This is a genomic window from Bradyrhizobium sp. Rc2d (genome assembly GCF_900099855.1).
Lineage (GTDB): Bacteria > Pseudomonadota > Alphaproteobacteria > Rhizobiales > Xanthobacteraceae > Bradyrhizobium.
The window spans coordinates 266,110-281,719 of record NZ_FNCU01000002.1; the positions used below are offsets into that span (position 1 = coordinate 266,110).

Sequence of the window (15,610 nt, forward strand, 5' to 3'; positions counted from 1 at the left end):
GCTTGCAACAAAAGGATCATTCAACCTTGCGATCGTGCGCCCCCGTCACTTGCCGCCGACCGCGTAACCCATGCGTGTTCGGGCGACGGTGACCTCATATGCATGGCTATCAGCCTATCGTTCTACCGCCGTCGACGACGGTTGTAACGGCTCAACAGGTCACGGGCGGCCCCCCGATCCTGCCGATCGCGAGAATAAGGCTGTATTCGCCTGACGAATGGGAAGCCTTTACCAACGAGTGGGCGCATTATTTCTTCGAAGGAAAAGAGGTCGTCAGATTTTCAGGTGCCGGCGACAAGGGCGTCGACATTGCGGTGTTCGAGCCCGGCCAGGATTTCATCGGCATTTGGGACAGCTATCAGTGCAAGCACTACGACAATCCGCTGCGGCCGTCAGATATCTACGTTGAGCTCGGTAAGGTGCTTTGGTTCTCGTTCAGCGGAGAATACAAGGCGCCGCGCAGCTACACGTTCATCGCCCCCTCCGGCATCGGGACAAAGCTGAACAACCTCTTGAAGAATCCCGCCAAACTTAAGCAAGAGCTAATCAGCAATTGGGAGAAGCACTGCCGCAAAGAAATTACTACCACCGGAGATATCCTGCTGCAGGGCGCCTTCCTCGCTTACGTCAACGCTTTCGACTTCACGATTTTCAAAGGCAAACAGCCCCTTGCGTTGATCGACGAACACAAGAAGTCGCCCTACCATCTGTCTCGATTTGGCGGCGGTTTTCCGGCTCGTCCGGCCGTACCCTGCCCGCCGACCGACATTGAAGCGAATGAAACCAAATATGTCGAACAGCTTTATCTCGCTTACGCGGATCACCTGAAGAAGCCCGTCACCTCGACCACCGATCTCGGAAAGCCCCCGCTGAGAGAGCATTTCTCGCGGCAACGCGAGGCGTTTTATCAGGCTGAAGCGCTGCGGGTGTTCGTCCGCGACAAGGTGGAGCCTGGCACCTTTGAACGGCTGCAGGATGAGATATACGCAGGCGTGATCGACACCCACGACGACGATTATGAGGACGGGTACAAGCGTGTCGTGGCGGTCACAAAAGCGGCGCAAGACATGTCGATCACGGCAAATCCCATCGCGCCCATTGCGCAAACGCAGGATCGAAGAGGCATCTGCCATCAACTTGCTAATGACGACAAACTGAAATGGACGCGATAAAGCTTCCTCGGCGGCAGGTCACGTTCAACGGCCCGCTCGAAGCCGGCATACGCGCGGTGGCACTCCTCGGCGCCGCGTATCCGAAGGCGTTCGACCTGCAACGCCTGACTGCGCTCGACTATCTTTTGGTCAGAACCAGGGACCTCGAAGGAGGACCGGAGAGTTTGCATCCGCCGACGCCACTTCGTTCGCCTGACGCCGAGGTAAGACGCGGCATCGTGCATCAGGGTTTGATTTTGATGATGTCGCGGGACCTGGTCGAACAGGCCCCACAGGAAGCAGGTCTGATGTATGTCGCCGGGGAGAACGCGGCGGCATTTCTCGATGCTTTGCAGTCGCCCTATCTCTTAAAACTCAAAGACAGGGCTGATTGGATCATCAAGCATTTCAGTGGCTACTCCGACGCCGAGTTCAACGCACTCATTCGACAATATTTCGAGGACTGGATAATTGAGTTCCAGGAGTTCGAGCGGAGCATTAGCACGTCATGAGCGACTTTGCCCGTCTCCAAATCCGTCACCTAAGTTTCCTCGGCCCAAACCGACCGCCGGCAACCATGCGCTTCGAATCGGGCTTTAATGTCCTTTACGGCGCTTCCGACACCGGCAAGTCATTCATTCTCGATTCTATCGACTTCATGCTTGGTGGCAAAGGCCCGCTGCGTGATTTCCCTGAGCGCGAAGGCTATGACCGAGTTCTCCTCGGCATGCAGCTAACCTCCGGGGAGGCGTTTACGTTGCATCGGAGCACGGGAGGCGGCGGGTTCCTGATGGTCGAGGGCCTGCACGAAACCGAGCTTCCCGAAGGCGCCGTTGAGCTGCGCGATCAGCATGATGAACGCAAGGAAGATAACCTATCGCGCTTCCTACTGAAGAAGATTGGTGTCATCGACAAACGAATCCGGCGCAACAAGCTTAACGAAACGAATAGCTTGAGCTTCAGGAATCTCGCCAGGCTTGCGATCGTGGACGAGGAGGAGATCATCCAGAAGCGCTCGCCCTTGTCTGACGGCAATCTCGTCGCCGACACACCCAATACGGCGACGTTTAAGCTACTTCTGACTGGTGTCGACGACTCCGCGCTCGTCCCGGCGCGGAGTTCACCACAGGAGCATTCCAGAGCAGGACAGATAGAGCTTCTCGGTCAGCTGATCGCAGCGAACCAAGCCAAGATAAGGCAACTGTCGGGCCCGCCGAAGCAACTGCAGGAACAGGAACAACGGCTCGACGAGACCATTCGGCGCAGAGGACAGCAGCTCGCCGCTAGCGAAAGCGAGTTTCGGGACGCCTCCAGCCGGCGCCGCGATGCTCGGCGCAAGCTAGAGGAAGCCAACGAACGTCTCGCAGAGGTCCACGTTCTGCTTGATCGATTCGATCTGCTTGGAAGGCATTACCAATCCGACGTCGAAAGGCTGGAAGGAATAAGAGAGGCCGGCACGATGTTCTCGTCCCTCTCGGACGGGATGTGTCCTCTTTGCGGCGCAGAACCAGCGCATCAGCACCGCTCGGCGGATTGCGAAGGCGACACGGACCAGGTTGTCAAGGCGGCCGAAGCCGAGCTTTCCAAGATTGCCACACTTCAGGAAGACCTTGCAAAAACAGTGCGTCAGCTTACCACCGAGTCACGCAGCCTTCAGCGACGCCTCCCCAAGCTCGAACAAGACGTTTTCGAGGTGAGCTCGAAGATCGAGCAAGAACTGGCGCCCAACTTGAGGGCGATGCGCACCACGTACACTGAATTGGCGGACAAGCGCGCCGAGGTACGTGAAGCACTCGGTCTTTATCAAACTCTCAAGGACCTGGAGGATCGCAGGGCCGCACTCGAACTGGAGGAGGCAGAGGAAGCTGGCGGCAACACCCCGGATACCAGCTTGCCTGCAGGGAGCCTCGACAAGTTCTCTACTGTCGTCCAGAACATCCTCCAAAGCTGGCATTTTCCAAACGCCGAACGCGTCTTTTTCGATCAGAAGGCGCGCGATTTGGTTATCAGTGGCAAGAACAGGACGTCATTTGGCAAGGGTCTAAGAGCAATCACGCAGTCGGCGTTTACGATTGGGCTGCTCCGATATTGTAAGGAGCAAGATACCCCCCATCCAGGCTTTGCGCTGCTCGACTCCCCTTTGCTCTCGTACAAGGAACCAGATGGCGCTGATGATGACTTACGACATACCGACCTTAAGGTGCGCTTCTACGAGTACCTCAAGCAGGTTTCCAGCGATCAGCAGGTCATAATCATCGAGAACACCGACCCACCGGACGACGTACGGTCGATGTCCTACGCACAGAAATTCACTGGGAATTCCGAAGAAGGTCGCGCAGGTCTCTTCCCTGTGGTTACCATAGAAGAACGATCGAGATAGATTTATCGGCTGAGTAAGCCGGCACGGATTAACGGGACGCCGAAGCAAGATTGAGTGAACCCATCGCGGAGTTGAATGCTGGCGCAAACGCGGGCAACTGCGGCGATGGTGAAGATAAAGGCCTTCATTTTTTGGTGTATCGGCTGGCTCTGTGCAGGCTTCACGCGGGATACTTAACGCCCTTCCTCCACGTTTTCTGCTCCGTTGTGCCCCAAGGAAAAATTAGAGGGCAAAACAGGGGCAGGATGGCATGATCCGGAGAGAGGCCTGCGTGCGGCTCTAATGAGCCATCAGGACAGGCAGATCCGCATGCTCCATGATATAGCTGGTCGCCCCACCGAATATCATTTGCCGCAACCTGGTGCGGGTGAAGGCTCCCTTGATCAAGAGATCGCAGCCTTGAGCCCTGGCGGCATCGAGGACCGCCTCTCCGGTGTCGCGATCTTCCAGTCCAACCCTTGTCACATGAGCTGCAATGTCATTGTACCGCAGTTGCTGGACGATCCGATCGGCAGATGGTCCTGCTACCCCCTGGCCGCCAACAACGGTTAGGACCGATACCCTTTCGGCCGCACGAAGCAACGGCATGGCAAATGCATTTGCCCGAGCTTGCTCGGTACTACCATTCCAGTGGATCATGATGTTTGTCGCGATGCTTCTTGGTGCATTCGATGGCGTCAGTAGGACGGGCCTGCCGCTCTCAAACAGCGCGGATTCAATCGCGCGACGGTGAGGGCTCGGAGCATCAATGTCAGACCGTGCCATCACGATCAGATCGAAAGCGCGCCCATAACTTCCGACAACGTCTTCGCCCTCCGGCGCGGTCTCCAGCCAGCCGAAGCAAGGTCCGCGCGATCCCGCAGTGGCTCGAGGAATATCGTGCTTCAACATGAATGCTTCGAAAAAGTTGCGCATGTCGTTCAATTCGGCTTCGGTCTTAACTTGATACGAATCTAAGAGGATGCCGGTGGCCAATTCCGCGGCTACATATTGAGGCATGCCGAACCGGAGTGGAAAGCCTTCGATATAGGCGCCGGAACGTTGCGCGAGGCCTACGACGACATCGAGCGTGGATGTCATCATCGAAATATTTCGAAGCGGGACCAAGAGCGTCTTCATTTTGAACCCCCGGTGTTTTCGGTGAACATTGACGCAGGATGCCTAATTTCACTTGGGACGGCGCCTAGGAGATTACACCTTGCGAGCCGTTCCGGTTTGTCATCGACCACGAGACTGATTGCGGTCATGCGGCTTGCTCGAGCCTTGTATCGATCTCCTGGCGCAGCGCCGCGAAGTCAATAGGTTTGGTCAACAGGTCGGCTGCGCCGTTCTCCAGCGCTTTGCGCTTGGTCTCGGCGTCACCGTAGGCTGTGATCATGATGACCGGAACATCGGGGCGGGCCGAGCGCACGATAGATAGCATCTCCAGCCCGCTCATTCCGGGCATGTTGATGTCAGACAGGATCAGGATCAGGGTGGCATCCTCAATCTCGACTGCACGCTGCAGGGCCGCCGGTGCCGACGGGGCAAACTCCATGAGGAAACGACCGGCGCGCAGATCACGTCGGAACTGCTGGCGGAATAGCGCCTCGACATCGGGCTCGTCGTCGACGACCATTATATAAACGCTCAACTTCTGCCTCCGGTCTGCGATGGTGCCGCCAGCGTGCGCGGCAGCGTAATGATGAACTCTGTATAATCGCCAGCCTCGGTCTCGACCTCGATGCTGCCGCCGTGTTGCTTCACAATGATGTCGTGGCAGATTGAAAGGCCAAGCCCGGTACCTTCTCCTGCGGGCTTGGTGGTGAAGAATGGATTGAATATTTTCTCTCTCACGTCGGCCGGGATGCCCGCGCCATTATCGCGAATCCGGATTTCGACGGCGCCGCCGAGATTTGTAGTCGTCGCGCGCAGCCTTGGCTCGAAGCCGCCACCGGCGGCGTCCTTTTGTTTGCTAGCCGCGTAGAATCCATTTGAAATGAGGTTGAGGAACACCCGCGTGATTTCCTGCGGATACAGGTCGAGCGCCCCCGCGCTGGGATCGAGATTCCTTTCAAGCTTGATGTTGAAACCTGCCTTTTCAGCGCGCGCGCCGTGATAGGCAAGGTTGAGACTTTCCTCAACGATGGCGTTGATATCGGCCGAACGGCGCTCGCCAGAACCCTCGCGTGAGTGCAGAAGCATATTCTTGACGATGGAATCAGCGCGCTTTCCGTGCTGCACGATCTTTTCCAGGTTGCCTTGTAGCATGCGTATCAGCGCGTCGATGTCCTGCCTTGCTGCTTCGCCGAGGGCGGCTGAGCGCAGCCCGTCGCCGAGCTCGTCAATCAGTTCGGAGGAAAGCGCAGCAAAATTATTGACGAAATTGAGCGGGTTCTTGATTTCATGTGCAATGCCGGCGGTGAGTTGCCCGAGCGAGGCGAGCTTCTCGGTCTGGATCAACCGATCCTGCGCGTTTCGCAATTCCTCGAGCGATTGCGACAACTCCATAGTTCGCTCGCGCAGTTCATTCAGCAGGCGTGCATTCTCGATCGCGATCACACCCTGATGCGCGAAATTGGACACGAGCTCGACCTGTTTGTCCGTGAAGGGCTTAACCTCCTGGCGGAAGATCGTGATGGTGCCGATCAGCTCGTCTTCCCTGAGCATGGGCACGATGACGAGGGTCCTTGCGCCAGCAAGGTCGGCAAGCGCACGAACGTTCGGGTTGCCTTCGACGTAGGGCGGCTGAGTTCTGATGTCGTCGATATGAACCGTCTGATGAGTTTTCTCGACGGTGCCGAGCCCGCTTGCGGGATGTGGGCGAATATTCTGGTGCAGCCGGGTCTCAACATAAGCTGACGGCGCGTTGTGCAATGCGACCGTACGAAAGCCGCCTTCCTCGTACAGATTCATAGTGCCGAAGCCGGCGCCACAGATCCGTGTCGCATTCTCCAGCATCTTGTGGAAGACCGGAGTCAATGCGCCCGATGATGCGCTTATGATTTCCAGCACCTCCGACGTTGCGGTCTGCCGCTCCAGCGATTCGTTCAATTGTTCGAACAGACGCGCGTTGCCGATGGCGATAACAGCCTGATCTGCAAAAGTTTGAAGCAGAGCGATCTGCTTCTCGCCGAATGGACGAACCTCGGTGCGACGAAGCACGATCGCACCCATGCTCTCGCCTTCGCGCAACAGCGGCACGCTTAGAACAGTCCGAACGTTGGAGCGAAGCGCATATTCCCGTCCTGTCGGGAATTCGTCCCCTTCGGGCCCAAGCAGGTCGTGCACGTGAACGGTGCGGCGGTCGCTAATGGCCCGGCCGCTGGGCGATTGCACACTGATCGATCGTCGGCTCCACACCACGGGAACTTGTCCATGGTGCGCCTGGACAACGATGTCGTCGCCGTCCCTCAGAACGACTAGCGCATCATATGCCTCGCAAAGCCCGCATGCGCTTTCCACAATCGCTTCGAGCGCCGGACCGACTTCAGTCGGCGAGGAAGCGATAACCCTGAGGATATTGGCGCTGCCGGTCTGGTACGTCAGCGCCTCGGACAGATCTCGCGTCCTGCTTTGCAATTGTTCGAAGAGCCGTACGTTCTCGATGGCGATCACGGCCTGATCGGCAAACGTGGCGACGAGCTCGATCTGCTTTTCCGTGAAAGGCTGCACGCGCTTGCGAGCGATCACGATCGCGCCGATCGGCTCATTCTCGCGCATGAGGGGAACACCGAGCGCCGTGCGCTGACCAGCCATGGTAGTCGACTCGCGCAGGCCGTATTCGGGATCGGCAGCGACGTCGAGGACCTGCACCGGACGGCGCTCGAGTACGGCCCGACCTGTGACCGTGCTCCGTCCGGGGATAATGGGGTGAGCTTGCAGAAACTCGCTGTATTCCTCGGAAAACCCGACCGCGGCACCGGCCTGATATTCATCACCTTCGCGGCGCATGATGAACGCCATCTCCGCTTCGCACAGCCGTGCCGCCGAATCGACCAGCGTGTTGAGCACGGTTTGCAGGTCGAAGGTGGAGCGGCTGATCACCTTCAGCACATCGGCCGTCGCGGTTTGCTGCTGAAGCGATTCGGCGAGATCGCGCGTCTTCGCCTGGACCTCATCGAATAGCCGGACATTCTCAATCGCGATGACGGCCTGATCTGCGAAGGTCTGCAGAAGCTGCACGTGATGTGGAGCGAAGGTGCCAGGCTCGACTCGCGTGACGCTGATCATGCCGATCACCACGCCGCCGGTCGTGAGCGGAACGAACAGCATGCTGCGAAAGCCACGGGCGCGCGCGATAAATTTGATTTCGGTCGTCAGCGCTTCAGTGTCGGGGGTCGGTACCACCTTACCCGCCTGTGTTCTTGCGAAACTCTCAAAATCGGCAATCGGCCTCGGAAACATGTTCTGCAAAGCCGCATCGGCGGCAGGATTCGTCGGCGTGAATGCCGCCAGGTGGGCCATGCCGTTGATGAAACGGAATACGGTCGTCGAAAAGCCGCCGAGCAAGGCATTGGCCCGCCTCGCGATTGCATCGAATACCGGCTTCACCTCCGACGGCGAACTGGCAATGATCTTGAGAATGTCCGCGGTGGCGCTCTCGCGATCTTGTGCGGCGCGCAATTCGGCCAGCAGCCGCGCGTTCTCTTGCTGCAAATCCGCCACCACGTCCTGAGGAAGCGCGGCCATCATGAAAATCCACGTCGCCAGCCGGTTCGGGGTCGACGTCAAAATCTGATCAAGAAACCGTTGGGAATTATTCCACTGTCAGGTGCTTCCGACCAGACTTATCGTTAGTTGATTTTCAATCGACTACGCGTCAATTCGCCCCCGCGATCGGCCGAACCGGCGAGTTCCACCAACTGCCGCTGCCGTCGACTTCCTTCGTGCGGCATGGTGGCAGGCCTTGAGGAGCCGCTGGACCCAAGTGCTGCGCTAAGTGCGGCGCCCGCAAGATCCCAGCAACCGGCGTGCAACGTTGACCGTCACCGAGGCAACCACCGAGCTTGAGGGAAGCTCTGGCGCAAAGCGGCATCCTTCGGACATGAAGTCCCGTGGTCATGCCGTTCTACCTGCCTCGATATCGGAGCGCTTCCACGAGCAGCGAGAAGGCCGGTGAAGGCTGGCGCCGACTGGGATAGTAGAGATGGTATCCCGAGAACGGCGGGCACCAATCCGAGAGCACGCGGACCAGACGTCCCTGGGACAGGTAGGACTGCACATGTCCCTCAGTGAGGTAGGCAAGGCCCAAGCCTTTCAACGCTCCGTCCAGCAGAAGGCCCGCGCTGTTGAACACGAGCTGGCCCTCCACCCGCACATTGAGCTCCCGCCCGTTCTTTTCGAATTCCCAGGCGTAGAGGCTGCCGCCGTGCGTCGGCAGACGCAGATTGAGGCAATTGTGGTGAGTCAAATCCTGCGGCGTCTTCGGTCGCTTGCGTTCGGCGAAGTATGAGGGTGACCCGACGACCGCCATCCGCAGGTCGGGGCTGACGCGCACCGCGATCATGTCCTTGGCGACGAGCTCGCCGGGACGGATGCCCGCATCAACCTGCTGCGCCACGATGTTGGTGAGCCCGTAGTCGATGATCACCTCGACATGGATGTCCGGGTACTTTGGCAGGATCTTTCGGAGCGCCGGCAGCAGGATCTCGGCGGCGGCAAACTCCGTCGCCGTCAGCCGGATGGTTCCGGCAGGCTTCTCGCGCAATTCGCTGAGCGCAGCGAGATCGGCATCCATCTCGGTGAACTTCGGGCCGACGCTGAGGAACAGCCGTTCTCCGGCCTGGGTCGGCGTGACGCTCCGCGTCGTCCGGTTCAACAATCGCACGCCGAGCCGCTCCTCCAGATTCCGGATGATCTGACTGAGCGCGGATTGCGTCATGCCGAGCTTTGCCGCGGCGCGCGTGAAGCTGCGTTCTCTCGCGACTGCGAGGAAGGCGAGGAGATCGCTGGCATCCTCTCGATTCATTCATAAGCCCGGCTAATGACCGCATGCGAAATCTATCACCTAATCGGTAAGCTGCGGAAGTCTTAGGTTCAGATCAGCCATCGAGCGGCAGGACGGCTTCAGAACGAAGGCGAGGATCCATGACAGAAGCAATCGAGCTCCCGAACGGCGTCAGCGCGTCGCAAGACGCCGATCGCCAGCTCCGATGCAGCACGAGCTCTGAGCTCGCATGTCGGTAACAGCCATTCGAGAGACCGCTGCGCCGCGCGGCGTCGCCAACCTGATGCCGATCATGGCGGTGGTGTTCGTTGCCTTCCTGGTCATCGGCGTCGCGATGCCGGTCCTTCCGCTTCATGTCCACGATGGATTGGGCCTGGGTACCTTCGTGGTCGGCCTGGTCGCCGGCAGCCAGTTCGCCGCTTCGCTGATCTCGCGCCCGTGGGCTGGCCACTTCTCGGATCGAAGCGGAGCGAAGCGCGGCGTGATCGTCGGCCTGCTCGCTGCCGCGGCCTCCGGACTGTTTTATCTGGCTTCTCTCGGCTTCGCCCAGACCCCGCTGGCGTCGGTCTCCATACTGCTGCTCGGCCGCGGACTGCTCGGCGCGGCCGAAAGCTTCATCATCACCGCTGCGGTGAGCTGGGGACTGGCGCTCGCCGATTCCGGCAGCACCGGCAAGGTCATCGCCTGGGTCGGCTCGGCGATGTTTGCAGCCTTCGCGATCGGCGCGCCCGCGGGATCCGTGCTCTACGCTGCCTACGGTTTCGCGGCGGTCGCGATCGCCACCGTCGTCGCGCCGCTGCTGACGCTCCTGCTCGTGGTCCGGCTCCCCGCAGTCCCTCCCCTGCACCACAAGGCCCACACATCCTTCGCCGAGGTGCTCGGTGCCGTCTGGCTCCCTGGCTTGGGCTCGGCACTCGGCAGCGTCGGCTTCGGCGCGGTCACCACATTCGCCGCGTTGTTGTTCGCGAACCGCGGATGGGCCAACGGATGGCTGGCCTATTCCGCTTACGCCATCGCCTTCATCCTGGCCCGCGTGTTCTTCAGTCATGTAGCCGACGTGCTCGGCGGGGCAAAGGTCGCGCTGGTCTGTGCGGGAATCGAAGCTGCGGGCCAGGCGCTGATCTGGCTTGCCGTCCGGCCCGAGATGGCGCTCGCCGGCGCCGCGCTCACCGGCTTCGGCTTCTCGCTGGTCTATCCGGGGTTCGGCGTCGAAGCCGTGCGCAGCGTTCCCATGCAGAGCCGCGGGCTCGCCATGGGAGCATACACGGCGTTCCTGGATCTCGCGCAAGGGCTCGCGAGCCCGGCACTCGGATTGATCGCGACCGGCGCACGACTGAACATCGTCTTTCTCGTCAGCGCCGTGACCGTGCTCTGCGCAGCCCTGGTGGCGCTGTGGCTGATGGCGCACCCGACAAGCTTGGAAGGAACCCCGTCATGAGGATGCTCGCGACCTTGCTTTCATTGGGTCTGTTCGCCGGCGCTGCCGCCGGACAGACGTCCATTGCAGGAGTAAATCCAATGCCAAAGCCGGAAGACGTCCGCGCCGTCGCTCCCGCCCTCGAAGGCTATGCGCAAAAATTCGTTCTCGGCGATCTCTGGAAACGACCGGGGCTGTCGCGGCGGGATCGCAGCATCGTCACCGTCGCCGCGCTGATCGCGCGCGATCAAACCGTCGAGCTGCCGTACTATTTGGCACTCGCGCTCGACAATGGCGTGAAGCCGTCGGAGATATCGGAGATCATCACGCATCTGGCCTTCTACACCGGCTGGGCGAACGCGATGGATGCGATCCCGGCGGCGAGGGAGGTGTTCAGGAGCCGCAACATCGGGGCCGATCAGCTCCCGCCGGCCTCGGGGCCGCAGCTGCCGCTCGATGAGACCGCGGAGAAGCAGCGGGCGACGCGGGTTGCAGAGCAGTTCGGGCAAATCACGCCAAGCCTGGTCCAGTACACGACCGACGTGCTGTTCCGGGATCTCTGGCTCAGGCCGGCGCTGGCGCCGCGCGACCGCAGCCTGGTCACCGTGAGCGCTCTCATCGCGACCGGCCAAGTCGCGCAGATCACCTATCACCTGAACCGCGCGATCGACAATGGGTTGACGCGGGAGGAAACCGGCGAAGTGCTCGGCCATCTCGCCTTCTACGCCGGCTGGCCCAACGCATTCTCCGCGGCGCCAGTGATCAAGGACGTCATCGAAAAGCGTCCGCGCTGACCGGAGAGATGCCGTGATCACGCGACGGGGCGTACTCATCGCCGGCAGCGCCGCCGCCACTCTCGGAATTCAGCGGGTGCAGGCGCGCGCGTCCGAAGCACAGAAGGAGGCTCAAATGGAAATCGACATCAAGAGAAACGGGTCTCGGCCCTCGCAGAAGGGCTCCCAAGACTGGTTTACCGGCAGCGTCCGCATCGATCCGCTGTTTCAGGCGCAGGATCCGGCTCACACTGGGGCCGGCCAAGTCACGTTCGAGCCCGGTGCCCGCACCGCCTGGCACACGCATCCACTCGGGCAGACGCTGATCATCACGGCTGGGCTCGGCTGGGTTCAGCGCGAGGGCGGCCCGATCGAGGAAGTCCGCCCCGGCGACGTCGTCTGGTTCCCGCCCGGACTGAAGCACTGGCATGGGGCTTCGCCGACGACGGCGATGACCCACATCGCGATCCAGGAATCCTCCGGCGGCAAGAACGTGGATTGGCTGGAGAAGGTGAGCGACGAGCAATATCGGAAGTGATGCGCGGGCGCTGTAGAGTACATCCAGAAATCCGGAGGAACAGCGCATGGCGATCGTATTCATCACGGGCAGCACGGACGGCCTCGGCCGGGCGGCGGCACAATCACTCCTCGATCAAGGCCACCGCGTGGTACTGCACGCGCGATCAGTCGACCGTGCCGCGGCGCTTGGCGCGCTCACGTCGCGTGGCGCCGGAATGGTGGTCGGCGATCTCAGAAGTGCCGCTGAGACGAAGAGCATCGCGGACCAGGTCAACTCGATCGGCCGCATGGATGCGATCATCCACAACGCCGGCGTCTACATCCAACAGAGCCGCGGCGCGACTCCGGAAGGCCATGCCAGCACGCTGGCGATCAACATTCTTGCGCCGTACATGCTGACGGCACTGATCGAGCGGCCCAGCCGCTTGATCTATCTCAGCAGCGGGCTGCACCGCGGTGGAGAGGGCTCGCTGGATGACCTCGACTGGAACAGACGCGCTTGGGATTCGGCAAAGGCCTACGCCGAGAGCAAGCTGCACGTGGTCGCCCTGGCGTTCGCGCTGGCGCGGCGCTGGCCCAACGTCCTCAGCAACGCCGTCGATCCCGGATGGGTGCGCACGAAGATGGGTGGTGCGAGCGCCCCGGTCGATCTCGACACCGGACAACGGACTCAGACCTGGCTGGCGGTGAGCGAGGATTCCGCGGCCCTGGTCAGCGGGCGCTACTGGCATCACCTGCGGCAGGAGGAGCCAGCCGATGAGGCGACGGACCCGGGATTCCAGGAGGACCTCATCGCAAAACTGGGCAAGCTGACGGGCGTTGAACTCCCACAGGTCTAGGCCGTAGCCCAACACACATTGCGCTCGCTACGCGATCGACAGGATCTCGATCTCCTGGTTGCCCGAACCAACGACGTCGCCGGCCGCCTTCCCCATCAACGACCGCGCGACCGGCGAGACGAAGGAGATCGACCCTGCCTTCGGATCGGCCTCGTCCTCGCCGACGATGCGATAGGTTTGCACGCGGCCATCGGCGCGGCTGAAGGTCACCGTGCTGCCGAACGCGACTGTGTCGATCGAGGTCGGATCGGGAACGAGCTGCGCCGTGCGCAGCCTTTCCGTCAGATAGCGGGCATCGCGCAAGGGCACGGCCGATTGCCGGCGCTTCTCATTGACGTCCTCGATGGCTTGCGCGGCTTCATAGGCCGCGCGCGCCTCGGCAAGCTGAGCCTGCAATAACCGCAAGCCTTTTTCCGTCACGAGGTTTGGATGCGGCGAGATCGGGCGATCCGGCAACAGCGTCTCGGACGCGGTTTCGGCGCTCTCTTCCTTGGTAAAGGCGACGCTCAATTTCAAAATCCTGTCGAACTTGTTTTGGCTAATGGCGCGACGCTCGCGCCGCCCGCCGATTGCCCTGACTATATCTCAAGTTCGACGAAGCGGCGCAGCTTGAAGACGAGGTCCGGCAGGGCCTGGCGGAACCGGGTCGCGTTCCGGAACGTGGTCGAGAACGGCGCGAAGGTGATCATGGCGTTCCAGTGCCGGTAGCCATAGACCGTGACCGAGACGCCGGTCGCCGGAAAATTCTCCAGCTTGCGCAATTCACCAAGCACGAGATCGGCAATCGCTTCCGCAGGCAGCAATTTCTTGCCGTCTCGTGTGGTGGCGATTTTCGGAGGTGGCGCGACCGGCTTGGTCTCGGCTGGTACGGCTTCGGGGGCCGGCTCAGACTCCGCCGGCTCCGCATCGGTGCTGGACAGCTCGACCGCCTCGAACCCGTTCGTCGGCGCTGTCGGAGGAGCCTCGGTGAGCGGCGGCGGCGTCACGACGTCCGCGCGCTTGTTGCCTCCAAGGATGCTGGTGATCATGGCCACAAGGCCAGCATCCTTCCCGTCGTCACTCATTCTTTCCCCCGGACTTAAGCCTAATCTAGCACCGCGCGCCACAATGTATGTGGTTGGATCCCATGGCCAAGGTCATCCTGCAATGGGCAACGGCGACGCAGCCGCTGATCCGGTCGCGCCGCCATGCGATCCGCTACCGCTTATCGAACGGAATGTATTGCTGGTACTGCTTGGGCACCGAGCTGCGGTAGCGCGCGGGAACGGTGCCGGTGTCGATCGAATGATCGATCTCCTGCTGCCGCGTCATCTTCTTCTTCGCCGGCTTCTTCGATGCGCTCTTCTTGGAATCGGTTGGCTGGCTGGAGGTGTCGGTGGTCGCAGCCGGTGCTGTCGTCGCGGCCGGCGCAGTGGTTGTCGCGGCAGGTGCAGCGGTTCCGCCGGCGGCCGGCGCGCTCTGCGCCAGCGCGAGCGGCGTTTGCATCATGAGCACCAGCGCTGCCGTCGCAGCCAGCAAATATGATTTCTGCATCAGAACCTCCAAAATGCCTGATCCGAATGAGGCAAGCCTAGTCCCACGGGATCGAGGCGTGCAAGGTCGTTGAGATAGGTCGGAACCTGTGCGCGAACTGTGGCGGAGATCACATTGTCCGGCGCCGGCTGCGTCACGATGTACATTATGTCGAACGCATCCCGCGTCGCGGACACCAACACAGCATGACCATGTGTCAGACAGGCCACGGGAACGCCAAGGCACGGCCGTTCCACCATGCTCGAAGGAGATTTGAAATGCGTCGCACCATCCTCACGCTTGCATCGTTCGCAACCGTGATCGCAGCGTCATTGTCGGCGGCGCCGGCCCAGGCCGCAAACGACAGATACTGCCTGCAAGGCCGCCAGTGGGGCTATCCCGGCAATTGCCAGTTCGCGAGCTATCAGCAATGTGCCGCCACCGCCTCCGGCACGTCGGCCTATTGCGGCATCAACCCGCGCTACGCGTACTCGCAGCCGTACCATTACTGACGAGTTGGCGGCGTGCGTGACCGCGCACTCCGCGCTGCTCTATGCGCGAATTCCGAGACCGGTCTCCTGAAGACGCGTCGCGAACCAGCGCGACAGCGCCTCATCGACGAGGCCGCTGACATAGACCTCCGACATCGTCACGTGCTGCCTGTCGAGCACCAGCAGCAAACCGATCCAATAGGGAAACCAGACATGCACGTCGGTCAGCGCCCTCAGCTTGTGCTGATCGTGCTCGAGCGGCGTGTGATTGCTGGCCTTGCGGATCTCGACAGTGAGCAGATTGTTCGGGATCTCGCGCTGGTGCACGGCGACATCGGGATAGATCGATTTGCCGAGATGGTCGTCGGTCGAGATGATGCTGCCGTGCGGCAGATGCAGCGTGCGCTCGCCGAGCCGGTCGTAATTGCAGTCGACTGACCAGCCGGAGAACTGCTTCTCCAGGTGCACGGCGAAGCGGTGCGTGATCGCGCGCTCGCCGACGTCCTTCTCGAAAAGGAATGCTTCCTGCGCGTAGAAATCCCGGAGCACCGCGATCACCTTGTTCAGCTCGGTCTGCATCGTGCCTCCGGGCTCACGGC

16 protein-coding genes are annotated in these 15,610 nt (G+C 61.0%); 8 read left to right on the top strand and 8 right to left on the bottom strand.

The window, feature by feature from the left end; translation table 11 throughout:
* Positions 1 to 98: 98 nt before the first annotated feature.
* From BLV07_RS05710 to BLV07_RS05720, 3 genes are read left to right on the top strand one after another with little or no spacing between them, the layout of a single operon-like run.
* On the top strand, positions 99 to 1,172 hold the full coding sequence (locus BLV07_RS05710) for an ABC-three component system protein (RefSeq protein WP_091881006.1): 1,074 nt from the start codon (positions 99 to 101) through the stop codon (positions 1,170 to 1,172).
* Positions 1,160 to 1,663, top strand: coding sequence for an ABC-three component system middle component 2 (locus BLV07_RS05715; RefSeq protein WP_091881008.1), 504 nt, complete (start codon positions 1,160 to 1,162; stop codon positions 1,661 to 1,663). The genes BLV07_RS05710 and BLV07_RS05715 overlap by 13 nt, the downstream gene beginning before the upstream one ends.
* Positions 1,660 to 3,531 carry a recombinase family protein gene (locus BLV07_RS05720; RefSeq protein ID WP_091881010.1) on the top strand — a complete coding sequence of 624 codons (1,872 nt, stop codon included), beginning with the start codon at positions 1,660 to 1,662 and terminating at the stop codon, positions 3,529 to 3,531. Before BLV07_RS05715 ends, BLV07_RS05720 begins: the two co-directional genes overlap by 4 nt.
* 279 nt (positions 3,532 to 3,810) lie before the next feature.
* On the opposite strand, the gene BLV07_RS05725 is transcribed toward BLV07_RS05720, so the two are convergent.
* From BLV07_RS05725 to BLV07_RS05740, 4 genes are all read right to left on the bottom strand, one after another.
* Complete coding sequence (locus BLV07_RS05725; protein WP_091881012.1) at positions 3,811 to 4,650, bottom strand: universal stress protein; 840 nt, start codon at positions 4,648 to 4,650, stop codon at positions 3,811 to 3,813.
* 124 nt (positions 4,651 to 4,774) lie between these two features.
* Complete coding sequence (locus BLV07_RS05730; protein WP_091881014.1) at positions 4,775 to 5,164, bottom strand: response regulator; 390 nt, start codon at positions 5,162 to 5,164, stop codon at positions 4,775 to 4,777.
* Positions 5,161 to 8,202: a GAF domain-containing protein gene (locus tag BLV07_RS05735; RefSeq protein WP_091881203.1), complete on the bottom strand. Its 3,042-nt coding sequence runs from the start codon at positions 8,200 to 8,202 to the stop codon at positions 5,161 to 5,163. The genes BLV07_RS05730 and BLV07_RS05735 overlap by 4 nt, the downstream gene beginning before the upstream one ends.
* A 379-nt stretch (positions 8,203 to 8,581) precedes the next feature.
* Complete coding sequence (locus BLV07_RS05740; protein WP_091881016.1) at positions 8,582 to 9,481, bottom strand: LysR family transcriptional regulator; 900 nt, start codon at positions 9,479 to 9,481, stop codon at positions 8,582 to 8,584.
* Between the two features lie 208 nt (positions 9,482 to 9,689).
* Between BLV07_RS05740 and BLV07_RS05745 the strand changes: the two genes are divergently transcribed.
* The 4 genes from BLV07_RS05745 to BLV07_RS05760 all read left to right on the top strand — a co-directional run bounded on the left by BLV07_RS05745 (position 9,690) and on the right by BLV07_RS05760 (position 13,008).
* Positions 9,690 to 10,898, top strand: a complete 1,209-nt coding sequence (locus BLV07_RS05745) for an arabinose transporter (RefSeq protein WP_091881018.1) — start codon at positions 9,690 to 9,692, stop codon at positions 10,896 to 10,898.
* Positions 10,895 to 11,671: a carboxymuconolactone decarboxylase family protein gene (locus BLV07_RS05750; protein WP_091881020.1), complete on the top strand. Its 777-nt coding sequence runs from the start codon at positions 10,895 to 10,897 to the stop codon at positions 11,669 to 11,671. The genes BLV07_RS05745 and BLV07_RS05750 overlap by 4 nt, the downstream gene beginning before the upstream one ends.
* A 121-nt stretch (positions 11,672 to 11,792) precedes the next feature.
* On the top strand, positions 11,793 to 12,188 hold the full coding sequence (locus BLV07_RS05755; protein ID WP_210187790.1) for a (R)-mandelonitrile lyase: 396 nt from the start codon (positions 11,793 to 11,795) through the stop codon (positions 12,186 to 12,188).
* 46 nt (positions 12,189 to 12,234) lie between these two features.
* On the top strand, positions 12,235 to 13,008 hold the full coding sequence (locus BLV07_RS05760) for an SDR family NAD(P)-dependent oxidoreductase (RefSeq protein WP_091881022.1): 774 nt from the start codon (positions 12,235 to 12,237) through the stop codon (positions 13,006 to 13,008).
* A 27-nt stretch (positions 13,009 to 13,035) separates the two neighbouring features.
* Here BLV07_RS05760 and greA read toward each other — a convergent pair whose 3' ends face one another.
* The 3 genes from greA to BLV07_RS05775 form a co-directional block, all read right to left on the bottom strand.
* The gene (greA, locus tag BLV07_RS05765) at positions 13,036 to 13,518 is read right to left on the bottom strand and encodes a transcription elongation factor GreA (protein ID WP_091881208.1); all 483 of its coding nucleotides are present in this window, start codon (positions 13,516 to 13,518) and stop codon (positions 13,036 to 13,038) included.
* Positions 13,519 to 13,586: 68 nt separating this feature from the next.
* Positions 13,587 to 14,072: a hypothetical protein gene (locus BLV07_RS05770; RefSeq protein WP_091881024.1), complete on the bottom strand. Its 486-nt coding sequence runs from the start codon at positions 14,070 to 14,072 to the stop codon at positions 13,587 to 13,589.
* 133 nt (positions 14,073 to 14,205) lie between these two features.
* Positions 14,206 to 14,541, bottom strand: coding sequence for a hypothetical protein (locus BLV07_RS05775; protein ID WP_091881026.1), 336 nt, complete (start codon positions 14,539 to 14,541; stop codon positions 14,206 to 14,208).
* 257 nt (positions 14,542 to 14,798) lie between these two features.
* On the opposite strand from BLV07_RS05775, the gene BLV07_RS05780 reads away from it, so the two are divergent.
* Positions 14,799 to 15,032, top strand: coding sequence for a DUF3551 domain-containing protein (locus BLV07_RS05780; RefSeq protein ID WP_091881028.1), 234 nt, complete (start codon positions 14,799 to 14,801; stop codon positions 15,030 to 15,032).
* 39 nt (positions 15,033 to 15,071) lie between these two features.
* Here BLV07_RS05780 and BLV07_RS05785 read toward each other — a convergent pair whose 3' ends face one another.
* Positions 15,072 to 15,590, bottom strand: a complete 519-nt coding sequence (locus BLV07_RS05785) for a hypothetical protein (protein ID WP_091881030.1) — start codon at positions 15,588 to 15,590, stop codon at positions 15,072 to 15,074.
* Positions 15,591 to 15,610 lie beyond the last annotated feature (20 nt).